Raw genomic sequence first — 25,054 nt, forward strand, 5'->3', positions numbered from 1 at the left:
CCTCCTAAAACAATTTCGTTGTGCCTTGTAATATTCCAGGGAGATTAACTCTAACGTTTGTTTCTCCTTCAAGAAATGGCGTGCTAGTTACCCATTTATCGTTTCCAAGATCATGGCTTTTTTGTTTTTGTGCGATTTCTTCGTCAGTCAACCATTGAAGCGTATTAGAAGGGCAAACACTTGCACACATTGGTGGAATACCATCTTTTGTACGGTCAATACATAAATCACATTTGTACATTAGATTCTCTTCCTCATCAAACTTAGGAATCCCGTATGGACATGCAATTGTACAGTTTTGACAGCCAATACACTTTTCAGTAAGAGCAGACAATACAGCTCCAGTTTCATGGATTTGAATCGCTTGTGCAGGACAGCTTCTGGCACATGCCGGGTCTACACAATGTAGACACATTAACGGCATTGTCTGGCTGTTTACCAATGGATTCACGTCATAGACATAGTTCCTGTTTTTCTGTTCATGTCCTCCACATTGCGTACAAGCTGCAAGACATGAACGACATCCGATGCAATTATCCAATTCCATATACAATCTGCGTTTTTCCATTTAGAGCACCTTCCCAGCACTGATTTTTTCTATTTGAGCAGCGCAAACTTTAAATTCTGGCATTTTTGATATAGGATCAAGCGCTGCAATTGTTAGTAGATTAATTGATTGTTCGTGACCAAAATGATAAGGAACAAAAATAGTATCCTCTCGAATGGCTTCGGTGATTTTTACTTTATAATCACTTTTTCCTCTACGGGTAAATAGTAAAATCACTTCATCATGCTTAATACCATATTTTTCAGCAGTGATTGGGTGTACCTCAACATAAGGATCTGGACACATATCATTAAGAAATTGAATTCGGCGTGTCTGATTTCCAGATAAGTAATGATAGACCACCCGGCCTGTTGTTAAGCGTAACGGATACTTATCGTCCGGCTCTTCTGCTGGTGGGCGATAAGGTAGTGCACAAATCTTGGCTTTACCATCTGGATGATAAAACTTCTTATCAAGAAACATATGAGGAGTTCCCTTATCGTTTTCATCTTTACACGGCCAGAATACGCCATCCTGTTTATCGATTTTATCCCATGTAGCACCATAATAATCTGCAGCGCCGCCTTTTGAAGCTAGACGGAATTCATCTGCAACATCTTTCGCAGTTTTTAAGTGAGAGAAGTATTTACCTCTTCCAAGACGTTCAGCAAGTTCCACCTGGATTTGCCAATCTGGCTTAGACTCGCCTAATGGTTCCTGTGCTTTATTGATTTTAATAATCCGTCCTTCTAGATTAGTTACAGTACCCTCATCTTCTGACCAAGTGACAGTAGGCAGAATAACATCCGCAAATTCCGCAGACTCTGACAGGAAAAAGTCTGCACAGACCATGAAATCAAGACTTTTCAATGCCTTTCTGACAACATTCAGGTTGGGAGCGGAAACAGCAGGATTTGAACAAAGCAGATATAATCCACGAATTGTTTTCTCATTCATCAGTTCAAACATTTCGTATGCAGATACTCCCGGTTGCGGCATTTCTTCTGGCTCTATGCCCCATACTTTACTAACCTCTTTTACGTGTTCCGGGTTCGTTAACTTTCTATAACCTGGTAACAAATCAGACTTCTGACCGTGTTCACGTCCGCCCTGACCATTCCCCTGACCTGTGAACGTTGCAACACCGGCTTTCGGTCTGCCGATTTTACCGGTAACTAGCGCCATATTTGTATATCCTGAAACATTATCGACACCTTTACTCTGTTGCTCAATTCCTCTCGCAAACATCACAATTGCATTTGGAGCTTTGCCGTAAATCTCAGCGGCTCTTTCAATTTTTTCAACAGACACTCCAGTAATCATACTAGTGACTTCAGGTGTGAAATCTTTAACCAACTCTTTCGTTTCTTCAAATCCGTTTGTGTGGTCGTTTATAAATGATTCATCTGTATAGCCATTCTTTATTAATAAGTTTAATATCCCATTTGCTAAAGCTAAATCTGTACCAGGACGTAAATCCAGGTGGACATCTGCTCTTCTTGCAACCGGTGTCTCTCTTGGATCTGCGACAATTAAATAACCACCGCGTTCCTGTACAGCCCAGACTCTAAACATTGAAGTAGGGTGGCATTCCGCCGTGTTGCTTCCTGCGATAAACAGGCAATCTGTTTCATGCAGGTCTGTCCATGGTAAAGTTGAACCACGATCAACACCGAAACTTCTTAAGAAACCTCCAGCAGCACTCGCCATACAGAAACGACCATTATAATCTATATATCTAGTACCTAAACCAACTCTTGCAAACTTACCTGTTAAATAACACTTTTCATTTGTCATGGATACACCACTGAATACGGATAGACTGTCTTTTCCATAATCGGCTTGAAGCTCACCGAATTTTTCAGCAATCAAATCATAAGCTTCCTCCCAGCTTGCTTCACGAAAACCTTCCTTTGTTCCTTTTAAAGAAGCATCATCACGAATCAGCGGTTTAAGAATTCGATCATCATGGTTCGTTTGCTGGTAAGCTGTAACACCTTTCGGACACATCTTCCCAAGTGTTACTGGCCAATCGTATCTTGGTTCTACACCAATTATCTTATTTGTAGAGGTATTCACGCGCAAATTCATTCCGCACTGCATACCACAGTAGCTGCAATGTGTCTTTACTAATGTTTCATTTGGATGCCTTACATTTTCTATATCACGGAAAAATTTATCCTTTTGCATTTTGATTTGCCTCCTTGATTGGTACTTCATGTGTAGCGAATCCTGAGAACCTTGAAATTCGGTATTTTCTTCTGCAAGGAAGACATAATTCAGCTAGATTAAAGCCATCCTTCATATTAAACTCTAAATTGTTTTGCCCTAAAACATCGATTACATCACTTGACTGTTCAGTTGAAACAAACTCCGTATTACAAACCTTGCATTGTTTCATAGATTGTTCTCCGTAATGCTCACGGTAATTTTTGGCAAACACACTAAGTGGCCTGAAAGGAATGTGGGCAAGCTTCCCAAATGGTAAGTAGATCAATGTAATAATGACAGAGAACTGATGAATAAGTGACATTACATAGTGTCCTGCTCCGTGCAGAAACACATTAATAAACGTTAAAAGAAGGCCAGTTATACTAATGAATAATAAAAGATAAAGTGGTAAAAAGTCGTACATTATTTGATATTCGGCTCTTGCCTGCATATTTTTCAGCCTGCGGTAAAGGACCATACAAACGCCAGAAATTACCATGATTGCACTAAAGTTTAATGCGTTATAGGACATGAACGCGATAAAACCATCTGCCGGGACTGTCATTACATCCATTCCAAACAATACAATCGTGTACATACCACTCTCTGCCATTGTGAAGTACATCCAGCTGAACACCAGCGGAAATGTAACAAAACATGAGATAATGACACCCCACCCTATCAGCAGATGCTGTGACCATCGGTAAATTCCCCTATTCCAGATGAATTTGTATGTAGCCAGATGTTCAACTGATGTTTTCGGGGTTGATTTACGGAATAAAAGCTTAATGCCTTTCTTGATTATAAGCTTGGTCGGTGGCCGTTCTCCCCAGGCAATAAAGCGGTAAAAGAAACCTACCAGAAACACAATAGTTCCAACCATATAACCGTAGAGATTCATGTCAACATGTGTAAACATTCTAGTTCCTATAGTAGTAAGTAGCAGTAGCCCACTTACAGCAATAAACATTGATTTGGCAAAATGAGAAGCAAATGCATTATTAATAGAGTTGATTTTCTTTTTAGGTTTTTGAATAGACTTTTTGACTACAGTACTTTCCATCAGAATTCTCCTTCGATGTTCGTATTAGCAATTTCTTTACTTTTTCTATTATAAGATGTTTATTACTGTTCGGTAATTAGGGAAACTCCTAATCTTTCAGGTGAAATCCCCCTACTCTACTAAATAACTGGAAAAGGTAGGTTGATTCTTTCGGATAACGGTTGATTTTCTGACCACAATAAATCCCACAGCATCAAAAAAAACACCGCATAGCAACTTTTTTAAGTCGTCAATGCGGTGTTTCTAATCATGGATTCATACATTTTTACCCAGGCATGTTTTCTAAAAAGTTACGATAAGCGAAGCCTTTTACTTCATCCTCGGAATAGTGTTTTAGTAATTCATTAATTAAATTTTGATACTGTGAAGCATCCTCTAACCCAGTAACAAAGCATGTAATGCCATCAAAATCAGAACCAAATCCTATATTTTTCACTCCACCAAGCGAGCACATATGATCAATATGCTTTATCATATCTGGTATGGTGGCTTCCCTTTTTTCATAATTAATAAACGGTGGGTTAAAAACAACGTGAATGTTACCGTTTTTCTTAATCATTGCTTTAATTTGTTCATCATTCAAGTTACGCTTGTGGTCACATAGTGCACGAGCATTTGAGTGGCTGGCAATTGGAAACTTAGCCAACTCCATGACATCCCAAAATCCGTTAACAGTTAGATGGGATACATCAGTGTATACCAGGTTCTCGTTATTAAGCTTAACCAATTCTTTTCCAAGGAGAGTTAAACCGCCTCCACGTGGTTCTTGTGCCCCGTCAGCGCATAGGTTTGCAACATTCCACGTAAGACCTACTGACAAAACACCAAGTCTGTACAGATGCCGTAGCTTTGCTAAATCGTTCCCGATAGCATCAGCACCCTCCAATGTCAGAACTGCACCAATTTCCCCATCCTTCAGGTTCTCTAAATCTTTCCATGCCGTTATATGCTTCAATTCACTATTTTTACCCAATACTTCTGTGTAAAAAAGATCGATTTGTTCCAATGCATGCTGCCACTTTTCAACTGCTGGTACATCTGGGTGAACAAATATTGCAAAAAACTGCGCCATAGTTTGACCAGTCTTTAGTTTATTTAAGCTAGTATTCAAATCTTTTGAATCTGTAAAATTCAGTGAGTCATCGTTTGTTAGTACTCCTCTTTTCGCAAGTTGTAACTTTAACAAAGCATCACAATGTGTATCAATTATTTTCATTTAATAGCCCCTTTACCAGTAGTTTACTTGTACTCCTATCCATGCTAGAGCGACTACACAAAAAAATCAATATTTAAGATAAAATAATAGAAAATATCACAAGACAAAAGCCCAACCAAATCATCTATATGTCAGCATAATTCAGATGGGGTCTCAATTGGCGCCTTGCATTTTTCCCTTTAGGTGGTGCCTGGAACATATACCATATTTATACATTTTTTAATTGTAATTCGGTAAGATTAGTACTTCAACTCTTCTGTTTTTTGCTTTGTTTGCTTCTGTTGTGTTTTCCACAAGAGGTTGGTGTTCACCGAATCCTTTTGCACTGAATCTTGGGGGATCAAGTTTTTCATTCTTAAGCAGCAAACGCATAAAGTGTACAGCTCGCATAGCGCTCAATTCCCAGTTGGAATCAAATTCAGCATTATGCATGGGACGGTTATCTGTATGTCCATTAACTACAATATTTCTAGGAGGATCTGTGATTAAAAATGTAGAAACCTCTTTTGCAATTTTAACACCCGGCTCTTTAACTTTAGCACTACCTGGATCAAAGAACACATCATTAACAATAACAATAGACAGTCCATCACTACCCAATTCTGTCTTTAATACATTAGACAAATTGTTTTCGGATATATATAAATTAATTCTTGCTTGGAGATTTTTTAATTTATTCTTTTCTTCTAGTTTATTGCTAATTTCCTTTTTAGGTTCTTCCTTTTTTTCTTTTTCTTCATCAATTGGAACCTCGTTCGGTTTCTTTATTGGGACATCACTGTGCTCAAGTACACCCTCGCCCCCGCTAAGCTCACCATTAAATACTCGCGCAAGCTCTTCGAATTTTTCCGCATCTATACTACTCATAGCAAACAAAACAATAAATAATGCCAGTAGAAGAGTTAACAAATCAGCATATGGAAGTAGCCAAGATTCATCTATATGTGTTTCTTTAGGCTGTTTCTTTTTGCGCATTGGTTTCCTCCTGACTCACTTTTAATAGCTCTTTAGGCGAAAGATAAGAACCTAATTTATCTTTTATTATTTGTGGAGACTCACCATTTGCTATCGACAGTATGCCTTCTATCATTACTTGTTTTACCTGCGCTTCATTTTTAGACTTTTCCCGCAACTTATTTGCAAAGGGGTGCCATAACACGTAGCCTGAAAAAATACCCAATAATGTCGCAATAAAAGCTGCAGATATTGCGTGACCTAATGCTTCAGTATCCGCCATATTTCCAAGAGCGGCTATTAAGCCAATAACCGCACCTAGTACACCTAAGGTTGGTGCATACGTTCCGGCCTGGGTAAAAATAGAAATACCTTTTTGATGCCTTTCTTGCATAGCCTCAACCTTTTCCAACATTACGTCTCTTATAAAATCAGGAGATTGACCATCAACAACTAGTTGCATTCCAGAGTACAAAAAGGTATCATCTGTCTCATTGAGCTGACTTTCTAATGACAAAACACCTTCTCTACGGCTGATTTCTGACCAAGCTGTGAAAGTTGTAATTACTTCCTGTATGGTTTCACTTTTGTCTTCCTTAAAAATTATTTTGAAAAGCGTTGGCACCTTTTTAAGTGTGCTCAGCGGAAATGCAATACAAATTGATGCTATCGTACCTAAAAAAATTATTAGTAATGCTGCAGGATTTAGTAAAGCAACCGGACTGACTCCTTTTAAACTCATACCTACACCGATTGCGATAATTGCTAAAATGACTCCTATGACTGATGCCTTATCCATAACCTTACCCCCGTTAATATATATCTGTCTTTACTTTATATCGGTAATTCCATAGAGAATATGAACTCATTAATCAAAAAAAATAAAAATGTTCAGCACTCTAACAAGTGAAATTCGGTAGACTAAGGAAACTTCCCGCATATTATAAGGATAGGAGATGGAATTACAGATAAATCTGTGATAGTATTTACACCACTATAGAAAGAGGAAGTGATTTACATGATAAACATAACTATACCAACAGCCGATATTACCATTACGAAACAGGATGCTCCTGAATCGAATAATTTATATGGTTTTACTGACATGCACTTAATTCCTAGAGACAAAGGTGGCATTTTTATGTTTTACAATATTAATGATGAACTATTGTTTGTAGGTAAAGCTAGGAAGTTAAGACAAAGGGTAAAAAAACATTTTGAGGATAATGTGTCAGTTATCAAAGCACATAGAGATGAAGTATCAAAGATTGATGTGTGTCTTATTGAGGATCCTGTTGATAGAGAGATTTATGAAACGTACATTGTTAATCAGCTAAAGGCGAAGTACAATGTGGACAAAGCGTTATTCCGATAAGTAAGTTCTGAATGAGCACAGTATGTTTTCTCGGTATGACTTTATCCATTTAGCTGTACGAATAAAAAATTGAGTGGTGCAGACACCACCCGATTTTTTTATGGGTGAAACAATACTTTACCAAATGTCCCTTGCCTATTAATTATTTTGTTAAATATTTCTGGTCCTTCTTGTAGGTTAAGTTGATGGGAAATGATAGGCTTAACATTTAATTGACCCGTACTCATATAGTGTACAGTCGTAGCCCACTCTTCCCCTGGGAACGGTGCGGAGATTGCATTCCAGGATCCTAATACTGTTAACTCATTTCTAACAATTTTTTCAAAATAGAATCGTTCAATCGTAATATCAGCATAAGGGATACCCATAAACAAAACCTGTCCACCTTTTTTAGCCAAAGCAAAGACCTGGGCAGATGTAATTGGTGAACCTGCTGATTCAATGACTAAGTCTGCTCCTTGTCCATTTGTCTGGTTCAAAACTAGTTCATGTGACAAACCGTTCTTCGGGTTAATAAGGACGTCTGCCCCAACTTCTTGAGCAATTTCCAACTTACTGTCATCAATATCAATTGCGAAAACCTTTTTTGCGCCGAATATTTTTGCCCACTGAACCGCCAGTAATCCAATATTCCCACATCCCATTACTGCAACCGTTGCACCAGGTTGAATAGTCGTGTGATAAAATCCATGTACTACTACTGCTGAAGGTTCAATCATCGCAGCGGTATTAAAATCTACATTGTCGGGTATTTTCACTATGTTCTCTGATGGTAATTTGACTAAATCTGCGTATGCACCAGGATGTCTAGCTCCAATTACTGTGAGATGATCACACTGCGCCAGTACACCCTTTTTACAACTTTCACACTCTCCACAGTATAATGTTGGACATCCTGCTACTCGATCTCCAACATTCACAGCAGAAACTCCGGTACCTACCTTTACCACTTCTCCAGAGAACTCATGACCAAAAATCATGCCCTTAACATATGGTCCCAATTTATTATATCTTGAAATATCTGAGCCACAAATCCCTACAGCTTTAACCTTAACAATAACATCATCTGTTCTTTCAATAACTGGATTCTCGGCCTCTTCAAACCGTATATCTTGTTGACCATATAGTTTTAATGATTTCATTTATTTCAATCCCTTCGAGCACTCCGTTTAGAAGTTACTTTTCAGTTGCTTCTTTTTGTTTGTTCTTTCTTCTATTTACCATACCAATTAAACCCATTCCGACTACCAAACTATTAATGACAACCTGGTTTTGAAAATAGAAATCACCTAGTGATCCCCAAAATGGTCCTAACGCAAAATCCAAAAATGCCTCTACCATGTTAATCACCTTACTTTCTTTTATGCTGAAACGATTAAGTTAGATAACCGCTTAACCGTTTCGCAAATTCCTTAGATTAATATACTTCATTTGAAATTTGACCAGACATGATTGCCAAAGCTCCACTTGTTCCAATTCGGTTAGCACCTGCTTCAACGATTCTCACGGCATCTTCAAATGTACGTACCCCACCAGCTGCCTTGACACCATAATCTTTTCCGACAATCGAACGCAATAATTGTACATCTTCAACCGTTGCGCCACCGCCATTAAATCCTGTCGCTGTTTTCACAAAATCAGCACCGGCCTCCATAATTAAGTGGCACGCTTTTATCTTTTCTTCTCTTGTAAGCAATGCTGTTTCAATAATAACTTTCGTAGTCAAACCTTCCGAAGCCTTAACTACTTCAGCAATATCACTTTGGACAACGTCATATTCTTTCGATTTCATTGCCCCTAAATTAATCAGCATATCTATTTCACGAGCCCCATTTTTTATTGCTTCCTTTGTTTCCTCTACCTTTACATGTGTTGTAGCCCCTCCAAGGGAAAAACCAATTGGAACGCCAACCTTTACATCATGATCCCCTAAAATATGGTTTGCATATGCGACATAATATGGGTTTACAAAGACTGCTTTAAAACCATGTTCAATTGTTTCGTTGCAAAAAGTTTTAATATCCTCTTTAGATGCAGTCGGATTCAACAATGTGTAATCAATCATCTCAATTAAATCTTGCTTTTCCATTTGCTACAGCCCCATCCTATTCTAGTTATTCAACAGGAGTTAATAATATCTTTATCGCCTCACCACTTTTGATAGCAGCATAAGCTTCGTTCCATTCAGTAATATTAAATTCATGTGTTATCAATGCCTTCGCATCAACTAAGCCATCATTCATCAACGCCAGTGAGGGCTCCCAGTCGCTTGGTTTTTGACTACGACTTCCAACGACTTGAATTTCCTTTTGAATAACTTTTTCAAAATCAAACGGTATTTCTGATGATGGAAAAATTCCAATTTGTCCATATTGACCTTTTTTCCTTAATAGATCCAATCCCATTTTTACAGCGGGAATGGCTCCAGAACATTCAAACACAAGGTCTGCTCCATAACCACCTGTTAACTGATCTACCAGTTTATTTACATCCTCTTTGAGAATATCAACGGTATAATCAACCCCAATTTCCTTTGCTTTATCCAAGCGAACTTTATCATTAGTTAGACCCGTTATAACAACTGTTGCACCATAACTCTTAGCAACCTGTGCAGTAAGCAATCCAATTGGCCCTGGACCAAGAATAACTACAACATCACCTTTATTAATAGTAGTCTTTGATACTACGTGATGCGCACATGCCAAAGGTTCTGTCATCGAAGCTGATTGATAGTCAACATTTTCAGGTAGTTTATGAACACTTTCCTTTCGAGCAATCAGATACTTTGTAAAGCCACCGTCCTGCTGCGTCCCCAATCCTTTTCTATAGTTACACAAATTGAAATCACCAGTCTGGCAGTATTCGCATTCTCCACAAACATAAAAGGTTGTTTCAGATGTAACTCGGTCTCCAATTTTAAAATCTTTTACGTTTGCGCCTAAAGCAACAATCTCACCAGAGAATTCATGACCCAATGTAACGGGTACCTTCACTTTGTAATGACCCTCATACGTATGAATATCTGAGCCACAAATACCTGCATACTTTACCTCTATTTTGACTTGGTCCATACCAACTTTCGGCTCCGGTTTTTCTTGTATTTCAAGATTCCCAAAGCCAAGTTCTTTTTTCACTAAAGCTTTCAAGCGAATTCCTCCTTGCCTTATCTCTTACAACAATTCCTTCTGCTTTAGCAATCAATTAAACAATGCAAAGATTTTAAATAATACATAGTTAATTAAGTTTCCACCCTGGTCAATACTAGATATCTGACTAGCACCCTCTGGCATATTAAAGTCAGCATCAATAGCCATTTGTGTATGGAATGCCGCGATATCTGTAGCCATATATAATGACAATGCTATTACAATGGAACCTACGATTATAGAGTGAATAATATTACCTCTAGCAGCGCCAACTATATATGCAACAATAAATGGAATAGTAGCTAAGTCACCAAAAGGAAGTAAAGCATTTCCAGGTAATATTACTGCTAATAAAACTGTAATTGGAACTAAGATTAATGCTGTTGAGATTACTGCTGGGTGACCGATTAATACTGCAGCATCTAACCCGATAAAGATATCCCGATCTCCAAAACGTTTTTGTAAAAATTCTCTAGCAGACTCTGAAACCGGCATTAAACCCTCCATTAGAATCTTAACCATACGAGGCATTAACACCATAACTGCTGCCATAGCCATACCAATTTCGATAACATCACCAACATTGTACCCCGCTAGTAAGCCTAAACCAGCTCCTAATATTAAGCCCATAAATATTGGATCACCGAATATTCCGAACCTTTTTTGAATCGTATCCGGATCTGCATTCAACTTGTTTACACCAGGTATTCTTTGTAAAAGTTTTACTAGTGGAATCCCTAATATTGCATACGAAACTGTACTACCAGTTGCAACTGAAATACCAGGTAAATCATAATATTTTTCTACCATTGGTTGAGTCCAGTCAGCAATTTTTAAACAAATAATTTCGAACATAATGGCTGCTATTAACCCTTGAATTAAACTTCCAGTTAATGCATAAACCATCGCACCCATAAATGTAAAATGCCAAAAGTTCCAAATATCTACATTCATTGTTTTCGTAGTCTTGGTTAGAAGCATGATTACGTTTACTAATAATCCTAGCGGAATTACAAACGCCGCTATTGGAGATGCCCAGGAAATTGCAGCGGCAGCTGGCCAACCAACATCAATGACAGTTAAACTAATTCCGAATCGTTCAACCATCCCCTGTGCTGCAGGACCGAGATTGTTAACGAGTAGATCGATAACTAGGAAAATACCTACAAAAGCAACCCCGATAGTTAGACCAGAACGGAATGCCTTTCCTGGTTTCTGACCAAAAAATAAACCTAGTAAAAATATTGCAATTGGTAAAATTACTGTTGCACCTAAATCTAAAAACGCCTGAAGAAATTCAATTACTCCTTGCATGGTATCCGTCACCCTTTCTTTGAGTATTCTCGATTTTGTTGGGATGCCCTACAAAACCGAGAATTAGTTTGGTTTTACTTTTTTAATTCTTCCAAAATCTGTTGTTTTGTATCTGCAAGTCCTATACCAGTTAAGAATGAGCGTGCATTTATTACTGGGAATGGGTACTCTTTTTGAACGATAGTAGTGCTTATTAATAAATCAGCTGTTTCAACATATGAGCCAACTTCGGTAATTTTAATTTGTATAAGATTTGCTGCAATATTGTTGTCTTTAATCATTTCTTCAATTGCATTGTTAACAACCGTTGACGTAGCAATTCCTGCTCCACATGCGATTAATACTTGTTTTTTCTTCATGTCATTCACCTCCTTTAAATAGTTAAACTTAATCTTTCTATCAAAATATTTTTATATTTGTCTTACTTTTCTCACTCGCTAAGTAGTTCAAGGTTTCTTCATTTTGGAAAACCTGCATTAATTTTTGTAATAATGATAGTTGTGAATGGGCTTCATCCATTGCAAGCATAAAAACAATTTTGACAGGTGTCACAGCTTCTGCGTCACCCATAATTCCAAAATCAACTGGTTTCTCAAGTATTGCGACGCTTATCGTTTTTTTGTTTACATGCTCCACATCGGTGTGAGGTATTGCTACTGAAACACCTCTTGTGGGTAGTCCTGTAGCAAATTCATTCTCACGGGCAATAACTGCTGCACCAAAGCTTTCCTTTACAAGGCCCTTATCATATAAATTACTGGACATCTCAGACAGTACATCATCCTTGGTATCCCCTTCAATCTCTAATAGAATAATAGATTCATCAAAAAATAATTCACTCATCTCTCTGCACCTCTTTTTTAAAACTTCTCCCCAACTTTTGTAACATTATCAGTTCTGTATTACTTTATACTGAATAATTTTTTATAACAGAATAAATTTCTTCACTTGTTGTTGCACCAATAATGGTACGGCGACCTTCTTCAGAGCCTACCAATTGCATCAGTTGCATTAAGGCTCTCAGATGCTTATTTTTATCAACTGCAGCAATTACAATAATAATATTGATTTCGTATTCCTCAGCAAACTTAATGCCTTCATCCAATTTAAGTAAGCTCATCGATACATCATTAACCCCATCCTCCGGCGCAGCATGTGGAATTGCTGTATTTGGAGCTATTACAATGTAAGGATCTTTTTGACAATGATGAATCATAGCGTTAACATAATCTGTTTCAATATGACCACTTTTCACTAATGGGTACGCACTCATTCTGATTGCTTCTTCCCATGAAAATACAGATTTTTTAAGCGTTATTTTGTTTGGTGTAATCAACTCACTTAAATTGACCGCCGGTACTTCATGTTGTTTATGTTTTTCAAAACGTGCATCGTCCTGTGAAATGTATTGTTGCAGTTCCTTAGAAAGAGATGACTCATTTTCTATAACTGCATATTTTTTTACAATCCCAATTAAATCTTCAACGTTTATATCAAAGGGTATATATCCATGTAGCTCAAGCATGACTTGTTTTTTAAGTTGATACTTCTCTTCTCGTTCTAAAAATGAATTAGCGATAAAAAGTTTTTTATCAGTTTCCAGGAAGATAGGAGAGAATACAATATCGTAATCAAACTCGTACTGTTGAAACTCTCGTACAGATAGTGAATCCAGAAAAATAAATTCAGGGAATAATTCTCTTAGCTCGCTTAGCATTAACCTTGAAACAGATACACCTTTTGGACAGACAACAATGGCTTTCACTTTTTCATCAAGGCTATCTCCTTGCCTGCTTAACCAACCACCAATCAACATCGTCAGGTAAGTAGTTTCACTCTCTGGGATTTCACTTCCAATTAGCTTCTCTAGCGGCTTAGTAGATTTACGAACGAGATGGTGTAATTCATTAAATTCTCTACTTACGTTTGTTGAAGCGTCTACTACCTCAAGTAAGTTGGTACTTAATACGATAATAAGCTGGTTTTACATGCAACAAAAGCTTGCGAAGTAATTGGTCTCTGTCCTGCAAGGAAATACACGCTCGCTGTTCAAATGAGTGCAACATATCGTTTAGTGCCTGTTGTAGATTTGGAATTGCATCCTCTGGTAGAAATTCAGACCAATACACGTTCGCTGTCAAGATGTGCAATGTAATGAATAGCCTTTCTTCCAAAGCTACATCTACAACATCATATAAAATTTCTTCAGTAGCCCTGTATTCCTTGGTGTCAGATAACTCTTCATATTTGATATGAAAAGAGTCGATAGTATCACCATTATTTATTCGTCGTAAGACTAAAACCAGTGTATACGGCAATGTTTCAATTTTTTCATCGGTAAATTTTAGATTTAATTTATTTTCTATCTTTTCAATCCGTGAACTTAATTCCGAAATTTCATCCTGATTAATGTTAGCCATTTTCCAAAGCCATTCTTTACCATTGTTCATTTCCAGAACATTGTATATGGTATTAATTAAAAGTTTTCTAATATGGAACTCATTTCCATCCATTAAATAACCATGTTGCCTTGGATAACGTACGTGAAGGCCATGAGATGATACAAGTGATTCTGTACGTTTTAAATCATTGAGGATAGTATTTTTACTTACTTCCAAACCACTTGTGAAATGAACTAGGGATAACTCATCCTCGCTTGAGAGCAACATTAAAATAATCATATGCACACGCTGTTTCTCGGAAAGAATATTCATAGTTGCAGTTCCTGATTGTTCGCCATTTAGTTTTGAAAAAATTGTTTGATCAATAATAAAATGACCTTGTTTTGTTCGTTCAATTACGGGAAGGGTCTTAGATTTTAGCCAGTCATTGATTTTGTTAAAGCTGTATCCAAATTGTCTACGTGTTAAATTATATTTTCTTTCTAAATCTTTACTCATGACACTTGGATTGCTTATCAGCTCATCTAATAATTTGTTGCTTCGTTCATCGAGTTGCATGTTATCCCCCCTCACAATTAATAGTGTAGCACCCATTGAAAGCTTATTGTATCCGCTTTCATCACAGTTTATCGAATATCTATTGTACAGCATTGTGATTTACTTCATAAAATGAACAGCTTTCCGAAACATTAAAGTTACTTTATCAAATATTCCACTAAATAGTATATTCCTTTACACATTTAACAGCTTAGTGAAATAATAGTTATACCATAATTCCGACTGAACTTGTAGGAATAAAACTGGGAGGTCTATGATGAAGTTAGTTGACTTAAACACCACTGAAGAAAGAATAGAAGCATTAACTGAGAAAATAAAACCATTTGCGAAAAGAGCACATAAGTACGATGAAGATGGGTCATTTCCGTTTGAAAACTTTCAGGTTTTAAAAGAAATTGGGTATTCCGCATTAACTGTTCCTAAAGAATTTGGTGGATTAGGGATTTCTCTATATGAAATGCTACGCCTGCAAGAAACCTTGGCAATAGCTGACGGGTCTACAGCACTTTCCATTGGATGGCACATGGGTATTACGAAGTTTCTTGGGGAAGAACATATATGGAAAGATGATAAATATCAAAGTTATGCAAATGACGTGTTAACTACCGGAGCTCTCTTAAATAATGCTGCTACTGAACCAGCTACTGGAAGTCCAACCAGGGGTGGTAAACCAGAGACTTCAGCAAAGGAAGTCGACACTGGGTGGATAATCAATGGTCGCAAAACTTTTACTACTTTAGCCCCTATTCTGGATTACTTTGTAGTCAGTGCTTCTATTGAAGGCAAGAAACAAGTTGGTAACTTTTTAGTTAAAAGAGAAACTAGCGGTTTAGAGATTGAAGAAACTTGGGATTCAATAGCAATGCGGGGTACTGGTAGCCATGACCTGGTGTTAAACGATGTACATGTTTCAAAAGATGATTTTGTACAAGAAATATCATCTGGCAGCAAACGTGCTATGGGTTGGCTATTACACATACCAGCTTGTTACCTTGGTATTGCCCGGGCAGCACAAGCTTATGCTATAGACTTTGCGACAAGCTATTCACCAAACAGCATTGAAGGTACAATCTCAGACTTACCCAATGTAAAACAAAAGATTGGGGAGATGGAGTTACGCGTCATGCAAAGTCAGCATTTCCTTTATTCAGTTGCTCAAAAGTGGGATCAGAGTAGCCAGGAAGCTCGGCAAACCATGCAGTCTGAGTTAGGAGCTGTCAAGCTCTCTGTTGTTAATCAGGCAGTAGAGATTGTTGATCTGGCTATGCGTATTGCTGGGGCTAGAAGCTTGTCTAAACAAAATCCTCTACAACGATACTATCGGGATGTCCGTGCTGGTTTACACAATCCTCCAATGGATGACATGACTATAATCAAGCTAGCTTCAGAATCTATTCAGAGACAAAGTCACAATCCATCCCACTAGCTGTTTTACAGCAAAAATAAAAACCCTTCTCTTTAGCCAAGAAGGGTTTTTATTAGTACAAATTAAATTATAAAACAGACATGGTAGTCAATAGCCTACTCTTCAGCTTCTTCTTCGTTATCTACTGTATCGTCTTCTTCTTCTTTATCGTCATCTTGTTCTTTTGCCTGTTCTCTTTTCTCCTTAGCTGCTTCTTTTGCTTGTTCTCTTTTCTCTTTAGCTAGTTCTCTTTGCTCTTCTGCCTCTTTTTTAGCTTGTTCTCTCTGCTCTTCTGCTTCTTTTTTAGCCTGTTCCCTCTGCTCTTCCGCTGCTTCTTTTGCCTGTTCTTTTAGTTGTTTAGCTTCTTCTTTCGCTTGCTTTCTCATTTCCTTCGCTGCTTCTTCTGCTTCAGACTTTTCTTCATCGTTCTCGTCTGCGAGTTCCTCAACTTCAGCTTCTTCTTGCTCAACTTCCACTTCTTCTTCTGTATCATCACTATCAGCTTTTGGCTTTTCCTGATTCGCCAATGCTCTCAAGATTCCTTTTCTAGCCTGTTCTGGAAAATTAGCACGTTCTAGCAAAGCTGTTAATTGTTGTATGCTGTTCTTAATTTCCTCCTGTAATTCTTCATCAACGCCTGATAGGTCTTCACCTTCTGAAACTGCTTCATCTAAATTCAGTTCAGCTTCTTCAACATGTCCTTCAAAGTCCTTTACTAATTCTTCTGCAGTTTCCTGATCACCATTTTCAATTGCTAATCGAACTTCTCCAAGGCGTTCTTCTGCGTATTGATCCTGCAGCATTGCTCTGTCACTGTAATCATTTGTAAGTTCGTATTCAGCTTCTTCCATTAAACGTGTTGTATCATAGAAATCAGAATCTGGACTTATAACTTGATCACCTTCGTCTGCATAAACTTGTCCACCTACAACTAATCCTAAACCTAACGTTAATCCAGCTATACGTTTTAACATTTTAACACTCCTCTTTAATTTAACTTTATATTTTTTCTGAATCCATCTATATATTGCTTCACTTGTTGATAACCCTTATTTGGTGTCATGAAAGTATATACAAACGTATACTCATCTTGTTTTTCAAGGTAAATATCAGTCCTTATACTATTTTCCAGGTTTGATTTAAATGAGAGCTGCTTCTGATTATCTTCTATAATTTCAATGTTTCCTACGCCAGTTTTAAGCTCATCCTTAATCTCAGAAAAATTTTTCTCGGTAGCTACCGATGTTACAATTGCTTTTACATTATTATTGTTTTTAAAGCTTACTATTAACTTGTCTCCACTTACTTCATTCTCAAGTTTCCAACCGTCGGAATGTTGCACCTTTAAATTAAATGCTTCGTTTTGATAAATGTCCTGCTTTTGCTCAGATTGGTTAACAGACTTGGTACTCCCTTGATCTTCTTTCTTAACTGCTTCAGCATCTCCGCAAGCAGATAAAAATGCCAACAGTGTAATTAGTAGTAAGGCAAGCCATATGTATCCTTCCCAGATACGCAATAAATTCACTCCCTTCAGATAGCAAAAAAACACATCCCCATTACATGGATGCGTTTCATCTATCCAGTAATCGGTAGCTGGCAGGCATAGTCAATTATTAAACCGTAGCCCCTATAGCTTTGCGTCCTTGATTTTCATCAGGTTTGCCTTTATCAAATTACATTTTTACTAAGTTGTATTTATTATATCACGTAAACTCCAGGTTTCAACAAAATTTTCTGATATTCTGAGTCTTTTAATACAACTAAAAGTTATATATCTCCGTGTTCCGCACAAACAGCCAGTTATGGTATTACATACACTGGTACAAGGAGGGATTCAAATGATGCAAAATATACTAGTATTCGCTAGTATTTTATCACCAGTGGTTACTGCATTAGTCGAGTTAGCCAAAAAATCTATAAGCCTACCTAAAAACATTTTACCTCTATTAAGTATTGTTATAGGTTTAGGTGTTGGTGCTGCAGCATATCCATTTACTGATATGGACTTGGTATTAAGACTGTGGGCAGGCGGCTTTGCAGGGTTAGCTGGTACAGGTTTGTTCGAGCTTTTCAAGAAGCGAAAAGGCATTACAAAACAGCGGGGAATTAAATAATTACATCGTTTATGGTACCCGTCACCATCAAAAAGAACCGGGAAGTGTGTAATACACTCTCCGGTTTTTTATTTTTACAAGATTGGTGAGCAGCGATAAGTTACGTCGTAATTTTATTAACTATAAACGGAAACAAAACTTACCAAAAGAGCCTTTAATCTATTATCTTCCACAGGCTTTCATAAAGCCTTTAAATATATTAATTGAAGCCTTATCACCAGAAGCTATCATTTTTTCTGGATGCCATTGAAGTCCTAATATAAATGTATCACCTGTGCCTTCAATTGCTTCAATAATCCCGTCATTTGCCGTTCCACTTACAATAAAAGGATTAACAACTTTTCGATTTGTTTGATGATGCATGCTATTTACCTTAAGTTTTTCCATACCGGTCAAATGATGTAAAAGACTATCCTTTAAAACAGTTACAAAATGAGAACCATGCTCTTTCGGTGCCTTTTGCTGATGTTGCAGCAAATCACGATCAATTTGAGAATAGATGTCCTGGTACATGTCTCCCCCACCTGCAATGTTCAATACCTGACACCCTCTACATACAGCTAGTATCGGTTTTCCCATTTCTAGCATCTTCTTTATTAACAAAATTTCGAAAGCATCTCTGGCAGGTATGATAGTACCCAGATTAGGGTGTGGCTCCTCTCCAAATAAGGTTGGATCAATATCATATCCCCCTGTAGCGTACAGTCCATCAATTGTGTTAGCAAACTGAGTAATCATTTCCTCATCTCTTAAATTTGGCAACATAAAGGGTGTCCCGCCAGCATACGTAATAGCATTTATATCATCTGCATTTACCATGTATTTGTCTACATTTAGTTCCATTGAAGTTGTGACTCCGATTAGTGGATTCATTACAGTGCCCCCTATACTTATTCTTATCTTTTATTGTAGAATTTCATTCACTCGTTTAACATATTCTTCTTTATCATACGAAAAGTAAAGCTGACTTGAAAGTTTTATAGGATCCCCAAAGAAAAATTGTTCATATAACGTTTCACGGGTACCAAATGAACTCATTGTTAAATCCCAAGCTAGTCTAAACAGTTTAACCCGATCCTCTGCGTTCCCAGTTTTAGATTGCAAATACTGATCCAAATCCTGCCTCACATCTGATTTGAATGCACCTTCTGTTGGAATCGAGATCAATCCACTTGCTCCTAGCAGTTGAATGATTTCAGTAAATCTAGGATAAACACGCGGAAATATATTTATAGCTGTTAGTAATGTTATTCGGTCAGGTTCCATAAAACCCCACTCATTAACTTCAGCCTCGATCTCCGATTTTAAAACCAGGGACCTCATCGTCTCTAAAGCAATTATTATTTCTGAGGCTTTTGCCTGAACATGCTGATATTCAGCAATATTTATAGTTTCTATAATGGATTGAACAACACCTAAGACAAACTCAGTCTTAATAATTTGTCGTGAAACTACCTGGTGCAATGTAAATGGCAGGAACGTACTGGATGACATGAACTTGTTAGTGACCTCTATATTATCATAGTAAAAAACACGATCCCAGGGTACTAACACGCGATCAAATATAACAATGGAATCCATCTCTTCAAAACGGGAGCTTAATGGGTAATTAAACCTTGACTCACCACCGACAAATGATTCTCTGCAAATAAACCGCAAATTTTTAGTGTTACTTGGTATGGAAAAAGCAAATCCATGCGCTTTATCCATAACACCGCCTGGTGAAAAAACCAAAACTTCGTCAGTAGTACCGCCCTGCGTCGCCAATAGGCGGGCACCTTTAATAATAATTCCCTTATCAGTTCTTTCTACGATTTTGGCTGCGATTGGTTCTTCTGAATCTTCAAAGTAAAATTGCTCGCGATTCACCTGAGGGTTAATAAAAGTATGGGTCAAAGACAAGTCATTTTCCCGGGCGTATTCATAGAAAGCTGTTATATTTTCCGGGTAACAGTTTTCCTTTCCTTTGAGAAAGTCCACTGAAGATGCAAATGCAGTCAACACTGTATTCATATAGTCTGGACTTCTACCCATCAGTCCACAGTTCAATTTTGCCCAATGTTGAATCATACGCCTTCTTTTCAGTAAATCATTACGTGTTTTCGGCTGTAAATAAGACATACCTACACGGTCTCCTGTTGTTGGAGATGCATATGTCATACTATCTTTTAGTGATTCATTGTGTTGTAAATCATATAATTCTGCTTGGCTTTTCATTATTCCAGTGAATGCAGGGTGTTTAGAAATTTTCCCTGAAACTGACATTCCATCTACCCATACATTTGTATTTAATTGATCAATTCGATCAATATAGCCGTCTCCAGATATAGCTGGCATACGCACACCCCTAAATGTTATTTTTAGTGGATAGTCATACCTACCTACTTATAACATCTTATTAATTTCGGTTTGCAATTGTGTCTTAAAGGGCCCAAACACAACTGAATAAAGAACTTCAAGAATTCAACTCCGTAAAAATAAGCTACCGGTTACCATGTAGTAATAACCACACGGCAACCGATAGCTTTCTTTCATAAAACCAACTACTCAGCTACAGAAGCCCATTTATAATCATAAAGAGCTCCAAAAGAGTTATTTACAACACTCTTCATCTTTGGAGATATGAGCTGAGCACTTGCACTTTGATATACAGGTGCGATTGCAGCATCTTCAAACAGTATTTTCTCAGCTTGTAAAAACGCCTCATACCGTTCAACAGGTTTAAGTGCTAATTCGTTTGCAGTTTGGGCAAGTAATTTATCGTATTCAGCATTTGAATACCCCATTTTATTATTTCCACCATCTGTAATGAATAAATTTAAGAAAGTATACGGATCTAAATAATCGGGATACCATGATGCAAATTGAATGTCATAATCCATTGCATCATCTAGGGCTAACCTTTGCTCAAACGGTACTTGTTTCAATGTAACTGTCAGACCTTCAAGGTTTTCCTGTAATTGATTTGCAATAAATTCGCCCATTTCTTTAGAAGTTTTGCTATCACTGGACATGAATTCTAGTTCAACTTTGCTTGTTCCTAATTCTTTTAGACCTTTTTCCCATGATTCTTTTGCGGCGTCAACATTATAAGTAGAAAGATCACCACTTACTTCACGGAAGTCTTTACCAGTTTCAGGCATCGTTACGAAGTTTTTGGGTACAAATCCGTTTGCAACAATGGAACCGTCATTTAAAATTTCATTAACTAAGGCCTGTTTATTAAAGGCCTGGCTAATTGCTTTTCGAATATTTTCATTAGCAAGTGCGTCAGAAGTCGTTTGATTCATTTTAAGGTAATAGATTCCCGTACCAAGTGTGACCTCAAAGTCCTCATTTGTTCCATATACATCAACGAGTTCAGAAGCTAAATCGGTACGATCAAGTTTTTCTTTTTCATATAGGTCCACACCAACCTGTGGATCTTTTACAACATCATATGTTAATTTATTAAGTTTAACTGTATCAGCATCCCAGTAATCTTCATTTTTCTCAAGAACCCAAGAATCAGAGGTGCTATCCCAGTTTTCTAATTTGTATGGTCCATTTGCCAACAGCTTGTCTGAGCTTGTTGCATAGGAATCCCCTTGCTCTTCAACAAACTTTTTATTCAATGGATAATAAGTACCGAATGTTGTTAAAGACTCAAAATAAGGAATAGGTTTTTCTAATGTAACAACCAACTTATAATCTCCATCTGCTTCAACACCCAAAGTGTCAATATTCTTATCGCCATTACTAATTGCTGTAGCGTTTTTAAGAACGCCACCCATCATATATGGTCCATATTCTGATCCAGTATCAGGGTTAACTGCACGCTGCCATGCATATACAAAATCGTGCGCAGTTACTGGATCACCATTTGACCAAACCGCATCTTCACGTAAAGTAAATGTCCACGTAAGCGCATCCTCACTAACTTTGTGATCTGTTGCCATTCCATCTACAATTTCAGCGCCCTCACCTAAACGATAAAGACCCTCATTTGTACCAGTTAAAGCTTGGAATGCTAACATGTCTGTTGCCAGAGAGGAATCCATTGTAGGTATAACATCTGAAGCAGCTAAATTAAACTCTTGTTCAACGTCAGTACCTTTTTCAGCTGGTTTCTTTTCATCGTCAGTCCCCTCTGCTTGATCATCAGAGCAAGCCACCAACAACACACTTAAAATTAATCCTAAAGTAAAAAATAGTGAAAATTTAGATATTTTCATCTGTACGAATCCTCCTTAGTTGTTAAACAACACGCGCTAAACGTTGTTATTCTATTTTAAATTATACTATTTTTCAGTTTATTAAACAAGCGGTACTTTCTACCTAATTCCTGTTATTTCCTCAATAATCGACTTAGAATGCTTAACAGAAATGTGACATTTATCACTGATAATTAATGGAAACTCACTTATAGTATTTGTAGGAAATGGAGGGGTACTTATGGTTAAAAAAAATGAAAAAGAAAAAGAAATAAATTTAACAGGAACGCTAATAAGTGTTTTTGGATTGGGAATTTTCATCCTAATTGCATGGTTTAGTATGTACTTCTTTCACTTATCGCGATAAAGCATAGAAAGGTGGGTTGACCATGCATTTTCATAAATATGAAAAGATATGGCTAATTTTTGGGATTTCATCACTAATTATATTTCTTACTATTATAGGAGTCAGTGCCTTTTCTTTCGGTAATCATCCATCCGGGGGTGTACATTCGATTGATCCAGAGAAGGTTTCGGTCACTCCTCCGTTCGACAAGCCAGGGTTGTCGAAAATCGACGACAATACCTACCAGGCTGCAATTGTTGCCGAGGCTTTTGGATATCAGCCTGCGAAGCTAACTGTCCCAGTAGGTAAGAAAGTAATTTTCAAAGTTACAAGTAAAGATGTTACACACAGCTTTTCGATAGTTAACACAAATGTCAATATGATGGTGATACCAGGCCAGATTAACACGAAAGAATATATCTTCACCGAGCCTGGAAACTACTTAGTACTATGTAACGAATATTGTGGAACTGGTCATCAGTTTATGAAGACAGAAATTGAGGTGGTTGAACAATGAGTAAGCAAATAGCTGCACAAGATAGAAAACTTGCTATAACAAATCTGATAGTGGCATATATCGCATTTATTATAGGTACATTTTGTGGACTGCTTCAGGTATTCGTTAGAAATAATTCACTAGCCTTACCAGCCTGGCTTGACTATTACCAGGTATTAACAGCACACGGGGTTCTGCTTGCCTTAGTCTTTACAACCTATTTCATCTACGGATTCTTCTACACAGGAATGAGCAAAACATTAGGTACTTTCGGTAAAAAAGTCAGAGCCTTCTCATGGTTTGGTTTTTATATAATGACACTTGGGACACTTATCGCCGTTGTCCTGATTATATCCGGAGAAGCATCAGTACTTTATACATTTTACGCACCTTTACAGGCAAATGGATTTTTCTATGTTGGATTAGCTTTGTTCATAGTGGGAACATGGGTAAGTGGATTTGCTTTGATCGGTCATTACATTGCATGGAAAAAACAGCATAAAAAACAAATAAGTCCTCTATTCGCTTTCATGACAATCGCAACCCTTGTACTTTGGTTAATTGCATGTCTTGGGGTAGTTGCAACGGTTTTGTTCCAGTTTATTCCTTGGGCATTTGGCTGGGTCGATACGATCAACGTTGAATTAAGCCGATCTTTATTCTGGTATTTTGGACATCCATTAGTTTATTTCTGGCTTTTACCTGCCTACATGGCTTGGTATTTAGTTGTCCCTAAGCTGCTTGGTGCAAAAGTTTTCAGTGACTCTCTGGCAAGATTAACATTTTTGTTATTTATTTTATTTTCGATTCCAGTTGGATTTCATCACCAGCTTACGGAACCGGGAATTGAAAGTTTCTGGAAATTTTTGCAGACTGTCCTAACATTTATGGTAATTGTTCCTTCACTAATGACTGCATTTTCTATGATTGCTACATTTGAAATATCAGGAAGAGAAAAAGGAGCAAGAGGTGTATTTGGCTGGGTTAAAAAGTTGCCGTGGAAGGATGTAAGATTCACTTCTATTTTTATAGCTATGTTATTTTTCATTCCAGGTGGTGCAGGCGGCATCTTGAATGCGAGCTTCCAGTTGAACGAAGTTATTCACAATACATTATGGGTTGTAGGGCATTTCCATATAACAGTTGGGGCCCCAGTTGCGATGACATTTTACGGTCTTACTTTCTGGTTGATTCCCTATTTATCTGGTACGAAATTAACAAAATCAATGCAGAGACTTGCTTTCATTCAAATTTTTACATGGGCAGTAGGGATGTTTTTAATGTCCACTTCCCAGCACATACTTGGATTACTAGGTGCTCCACGAAGGACTGCCTATTCCGACTATGGAAATCACCCATCAACCTTGGCGTGGTTCGATGGTATCTTAACGAATCACGTTACCATGGCCGTCGGTGGCTCTATTTTATTCCTTTCTGCAAGCATTCTGGTATTCATTGTATTTCAAGGACTGTTTGGAACAAAAGCTAGCAATGAAGTAGATTACGTCGAGTTTCCTCTTGCTGAAAGTGATACAACTAATACCCCGCGTTTCTTGGAAAACTGGTGGCTGTGGATTGGTATTGCATTTGCACTTATTTTGATCGCATACACAATTCCAATAGCCGATATGATTCAACATGCACCACCGGGTTCTGGTGGATTTAAAACATGGTAGGAGCTGATTTAGAATGTTTACATTAGTACTTTCGT

The 25,054-nt window shown here is 37.5% G+C and carries 26 protein-coding genes, 1 pseudogene and 1 riboswitch; of the genes and pseudogenes, 6 read left to right on the forward strand and 21 right to left on the reverse strand.

Annotation, left to right across the window (positions count from 1 at the left end):
* Positions 1-4 precede the first annotated feature (4 nt).
* The 6 genes from ACOI1D_RS03405 to motA form a co-directional block, all read right to left on the reverse strand.
* Positions 5-568 (reverse strand): 4Fe-4S dicluster domain-containing protein, encoded by a 564-nt coding sequence (locus ACOI1D_RS03405; RefSeq protein ID WP_422499229.1) that lies wholly within the window; start codon positions 566-568, stop codon positions 5-7.
* Entirely contained in the window at positions 569-2,737 is a 2,169-nt protein-coding gene (locus ACOI1D_RS03410; RefSeq protein WP_422499230.1) for a molybdopterin oxidoreductase family protein, read from the reverse strand. It abuts the gene before it with no gap.
* Positions 2,724-3,821: a hypothetical protein gene (locus tag ACOI1D_RS03415; RefSeq protein WP_422499231.1), complete on the reverse strand. Its 1,098-nt coding sequence runs from the start codon at positions 3,819-3,821 to the stop codon at positions 2,724-2,726. The genes ACOI1D_RS03410 and ACOI1D_RS03415 overlap by 14 nt, the downstream gene beginning before the upstream one ends.
* 265 nt (positions 3,822-4,086) lie before the next feature.
* Positions 4,087-5,037 (reverse strand): dipeptidase, encoded by a 951-nt coding sequence (locus ACOI1D_RS03420; protein WP_422499232.1) that lies wholly within the window; start codon positions 5,035-5,037, stop codon positions 4,087-4,089.
* A gap of 219 nt (positions 5,038-5,256) precedes the next feature.
* Positions 5,257-6,012: a flagellar motor protein MotB gene (gene motB / locus ACOI1D_RS03425; RefSeq protein WP_422499234.1), complete on the reverse strand. Its 756-nt coding sequence runs from the start codon at positions 6,010-6,012 to the stop codon at positions 5,257-5,259.
* Positions 5,990-6,790 carry a flagellar motor stator protein MotA gene (motA, locus tag ACOI1D_RS03430; RefSeq protein ID WP_422499235.1) on the reverse strand — a complete coding sequence of 267 codons (801 nt, stop codon included), beginning with the start codon at positions 6,788-6,790 and terminating at the stop codon, positions 5,990-5,992. Before motA ends, motB begins: the two co-directional genes overlap by 23 nt.
* 219 nt (positions 6,791-7,009) lie before the next feature.
* Here motA and ACOI1D_RS03435 point away from each other — a divergent pair, with 219 nt between their 5' ends.
* On the forward strand, positions 7,010-7,366 hold the full coding sequence (locus ACOI1D_RS03435; protein ID WP_422499236.1) for a nucleotide excision repair endonuclease: 357 nt from the start codon (positions 7,010-7,012) through the stop codon (positions 7,364-7,366).
* Between the two features lie 98 nt (positions 7,367-7,464).
* Here ACOI1D_RS03435 and ACOI1D_RS03440 read toward each other — a convergent pair whose 3' ends face one another.
* The 10 genes and pseudogenes from ACOI1D_RS03440 to ACOI1D_RS03485 all read right to left on the reverse strand — a co-directional run bounded on the left by ACOI1D_RS03440 (position 7,465) and on the right by ACOI1D_RS03485 (position 14,786).
* Complete coding sequence (locus ACOI1D_RS03440) at positions 7,465-8,508, reverse strand: galactitol-1-phosphate 5-dehydrogenase (protein WP_422499237.1); 1,044 nt, start codon at positions 8,506-8,508, stop codon at positions 7,465-7,467.
* 34 nt (positions 8,509-8,542) lie between these two features.
* Complete coding sequence (locus ACOI1D_RS03445; RefSeq protein ID WP_422499238.1) at positions 8,543-8,692, reverse strand: hypothetical protein; 150 nt, start codon at positions 8,690-8,692, stop codon at positions 8,543-8,545.
* Between the two features lie 91 nt (positions 8,693-8,783).
* Positions 8,784-9,455: a deoxyribose-phosphate aldolase gene (gene deoC, locus ACOI1D_RS03450; protein WP_422499239.1), complete on the reverse strand. Its 672-nt coding sequence runs from the start codon at positions 9,453-9,455 to the stop codon at positions 8,784-8,786.
* Positions 9,456-9,480: 25 nt separating this feature from the next.
* Positions 9,481-10,512: a zinc-binding dehydrogenase gene (locus ACOI1D_RS03455; RefSeq protein ID WP_422499240.1), complete on the reverse strand. Its 1,032-nt coding sequence runs from the start codon at positions 10,510-10,512 to the stop codon at positions 9,481-9,483.
* Between the two features lie 51 nt (positions 10,513-10,563).
* The gene (locus tag ACOI1D_RS03460) at positions 10,564-11,826 is read right to left on the reverse strand and encodes a PTS galactitol transporter subunit IIC (protein ID WP_422499242.1); all 1,263 of its coding nucleotides are present in this window, start codon (positions 11,824-11,826) and stop codon (positions 10,564-10,566) included.
* Between the two features lie 74 nt (positions 11,827-11,900).
* Positions 11,901-12,185: a PTS sugar transporter subunit IIB gene (locus ACOI1D_RS03465; RefSeq protein ID WP_422499243.1), complete on the reverse strand. Its 285-nt coding sequence runs from the start codon at positions 12,183-12,185 to the stop codon at positions 11,901-11,903.
* 40 nt (positions 12,186-12,225) lie between these two features.
* Positions 12,226-12,669: a PTS sugar transporter subunit IIA gene (locus ACOI1D_RS03470; RefSeq protein WP_422499244.1), complete on the reverse strand. Its 444-nt coding sequence runs from the start codon at positions 12,667-12,669 to the stop codon at positions 12,226-12,228.
* 64 nt (positions 12,670-12,733) lie between these two features.
* The gene (locus tag ACOI1D_RS03475) at positions 12,734-13,642 is read right to left on the reverse strand and encodes a PTS sugar transporter subunit IIA (protein WP_422499246.1); all 909 of its coding nucleotides are present in this window, start codon (positions 13,640-13,642) and stop codon (positions 12,734-12,736) included.
* Between the two features lie 45 nt (positions 13,643-13,687).
* Positions 13,688-13,801: pseudogene (locus ACOI1D_RS03480) on the reverse strand (hypothetical protein); the annotation flags it as partial.
* Positions 13,773-14,786: a BglG family transcription antiterminator gene (locus ACOI1D_RS03485; RefSeq protein ID WP_422499248.1), complete on the reverse strand. Its 1,014-nt coding sequence runs from the start codon at positions 14,784-14,786 to the stop codon at positions 13,773-13,775. The gene ACOI1D_RS03485 and the pseudogene ACOI1D_RS03480, both read right to left, overlap by 29 nt.
* Before the next feature lie 256 nt (positions 14,787-15,042).
* Between ACOI1D_RS03485 and ACOI1D_RS03490 the strand changes: the two genes are divergently transcribed.
* Complete coding sequence (locus tag ACOI1D_RS03490) at positions 15,043-16,212, forward strand: acyl-CoA dehydrogenase family protein (RefSeq protein WP_422499250.1); 1,170 nt, start codon at positions 15,043-15,045, stop codon at positions 16,210-16,212.
* 95 nt (positions 16,213-16,307) lie between these two features.
* On the opposite strand, the gene ACOI1D_RS03495 is transcribed toward ACOI1D_RS03490, so the two are convergent.
* Together ACOI1D_RS03495 and ACOI1D_RS03500 are read right to left on the reverse strand one after the other, a co-directional pair.
* Positions 16,308-17,165 carry a DUF5667 domain-containing protein gene (locus ACOI1D_RS03495; protein ID WP_422499251.1) on the reverse strand — a complete coding sequence of 286 codons (858 nt, stop codon included), beginning with the start codon at positions 17,163-17,165 and terminating at the stop codon, positions 16,308-16,310.
* Between the two features lie 14 nt (positions 17,166-17,179).
* The gene (locus ACOI1D_RS03500; RefSeq protein ID WP_422499253.1) at positions 17,180-17,710 is read right to left on the reverse strand and encodes a hypothetical protein; all 531 of its coding nucleotides are present in this window, start codon (positions 17,708-17,710) and stop codon (positions 17,180-17,182) included.
* Between the two features lie 69 nt (positions 17,711-17,779).
* Positions 17,780-17,868, reverse strand: a riboswitch (cyclic di-GMP riboswitch).
* Positions 17,869-18,035: 167 nt separating this feature from the next.
* Here ACOI1D_RS03500 and ACOI1D_RS03505 point away from each other — a divergent pair.
* Positions 18,036-18,308, forward strand: a complete 273-nt coding sequence (locus ACOI1D_RS03505; protein WP_422499320.1) for a holin — start codon at positions 18,036-18,038, stop codon at positions 18,306-18,308.
* 162 nt (positions 18,309-18,470) lie between these two features.
* Here the strand turns inward: ACOI1D_RS03505 and ACOI1D_RS03510 are convergent, their stop codons facing one another.
* From ACOI1D_RS03510 to ACOI1D_RS03520, 3 genes are all read right to left on the reverse strand, one after another.
* Positions 18,471-19,181 carry a gamma-glutamyl-gamma-aminobutyrate hydrolase family protein gene (locus ACOI1D_RS03510; protein ID WP_422499255.1) on the reverse strand — a complete coding sequence of 237 codons (711 nt, stop codon included), beginning with the start codon at positions 19,179-19,181 and terminating at the stop codon, positions 18,471-18,473.
* A 30-nt stretch (positions 19,182-19,211) separates the two neighbouring features.
* A complete protein-coding gene (gene hpaB / locus ACOI1D_RS03515) occupies positions 19,212-20,645 on the reverse strand; it encodes a 4-hydroxyphenylacetate 3-monooxygenase, oxygenase component (RefSeq protein WP_422499257.1) in 1,434 nt (477 codons plus the stop codon).
* A gap of 206 nt (positions 20,646-20,851) precedes the next feature.
* Positions 20,852-22,522, reverse strand: a complete 1,671-nt coding sequence (locus ACOI1D_RS03520) for a peptide ABC transporter substrate-binding protein (protein WP_422499259.1) — start codon at positions 22,520-22,522, stop codon at positions 20,852-20,854.
* Positions 22,523-22,742: 220 nt separating this feature from the next.
* On the opposite strand from ACOI1D_RS03520, the gene ACOI1D_RS03525 reads away from it, so the two are divergent.
* From ACOI1D_RS03525 to ACOI1D_RS03535, 3 genes are read left to right on the forward strand one after another with little or no spacing between them, the layout of a single operon-like run.
* Positions 22,743-22,868, forward strand: coding sequence for a cytochrome c oxidase subunit 2A (locus ACOI1D_RS03525; protein WP_422499260.1), 126 nt, complete (start codon positions 22,743-22,745; stop codon positions 22,866-22,868).
* Positions 22,869-22,890: 22 nt separating this feature from the next.
* On the forward strand, positions 22,891-23,364 hold the full coding sequence (locus ACOI1D_RS03530; RefSeq protein WP_422499261.1) for a cytochrome c oxidase subunit II: 474 nt from the start codon (positions 22,891-22,893) through the stop codon (positions 23,362-23,364).
* Positions 23,361-25,019 carry a b(o/a)3-type cytochrome-c oxidase subunit 1 gene (locus ACOI1D_RS03535; RefSeq protein WP_422499262.1) on the forward strand — a complete coding sequence of 553 codons (1,659 nt, stop codon included), beginning with the start codon at positions 23,361-23,363 and terminating at the stop codon, positions 25,017-25,019. Before ACOI1D_RS03530 ends, ACOI1D_RS03535 begins: the two co-directional genes overlap by 4 nt.
* Positions 25,020-25,054 lie beyond the last annotated feature (35 nt).

Source organism: Virgibacillus sp. DJP39 (assembly GCF_049310925.1).
Lineage (GTDB): Bacteria > Bacillota > Bacilli > Bacillales > Amphibacillaceae > Virgibacillus_F.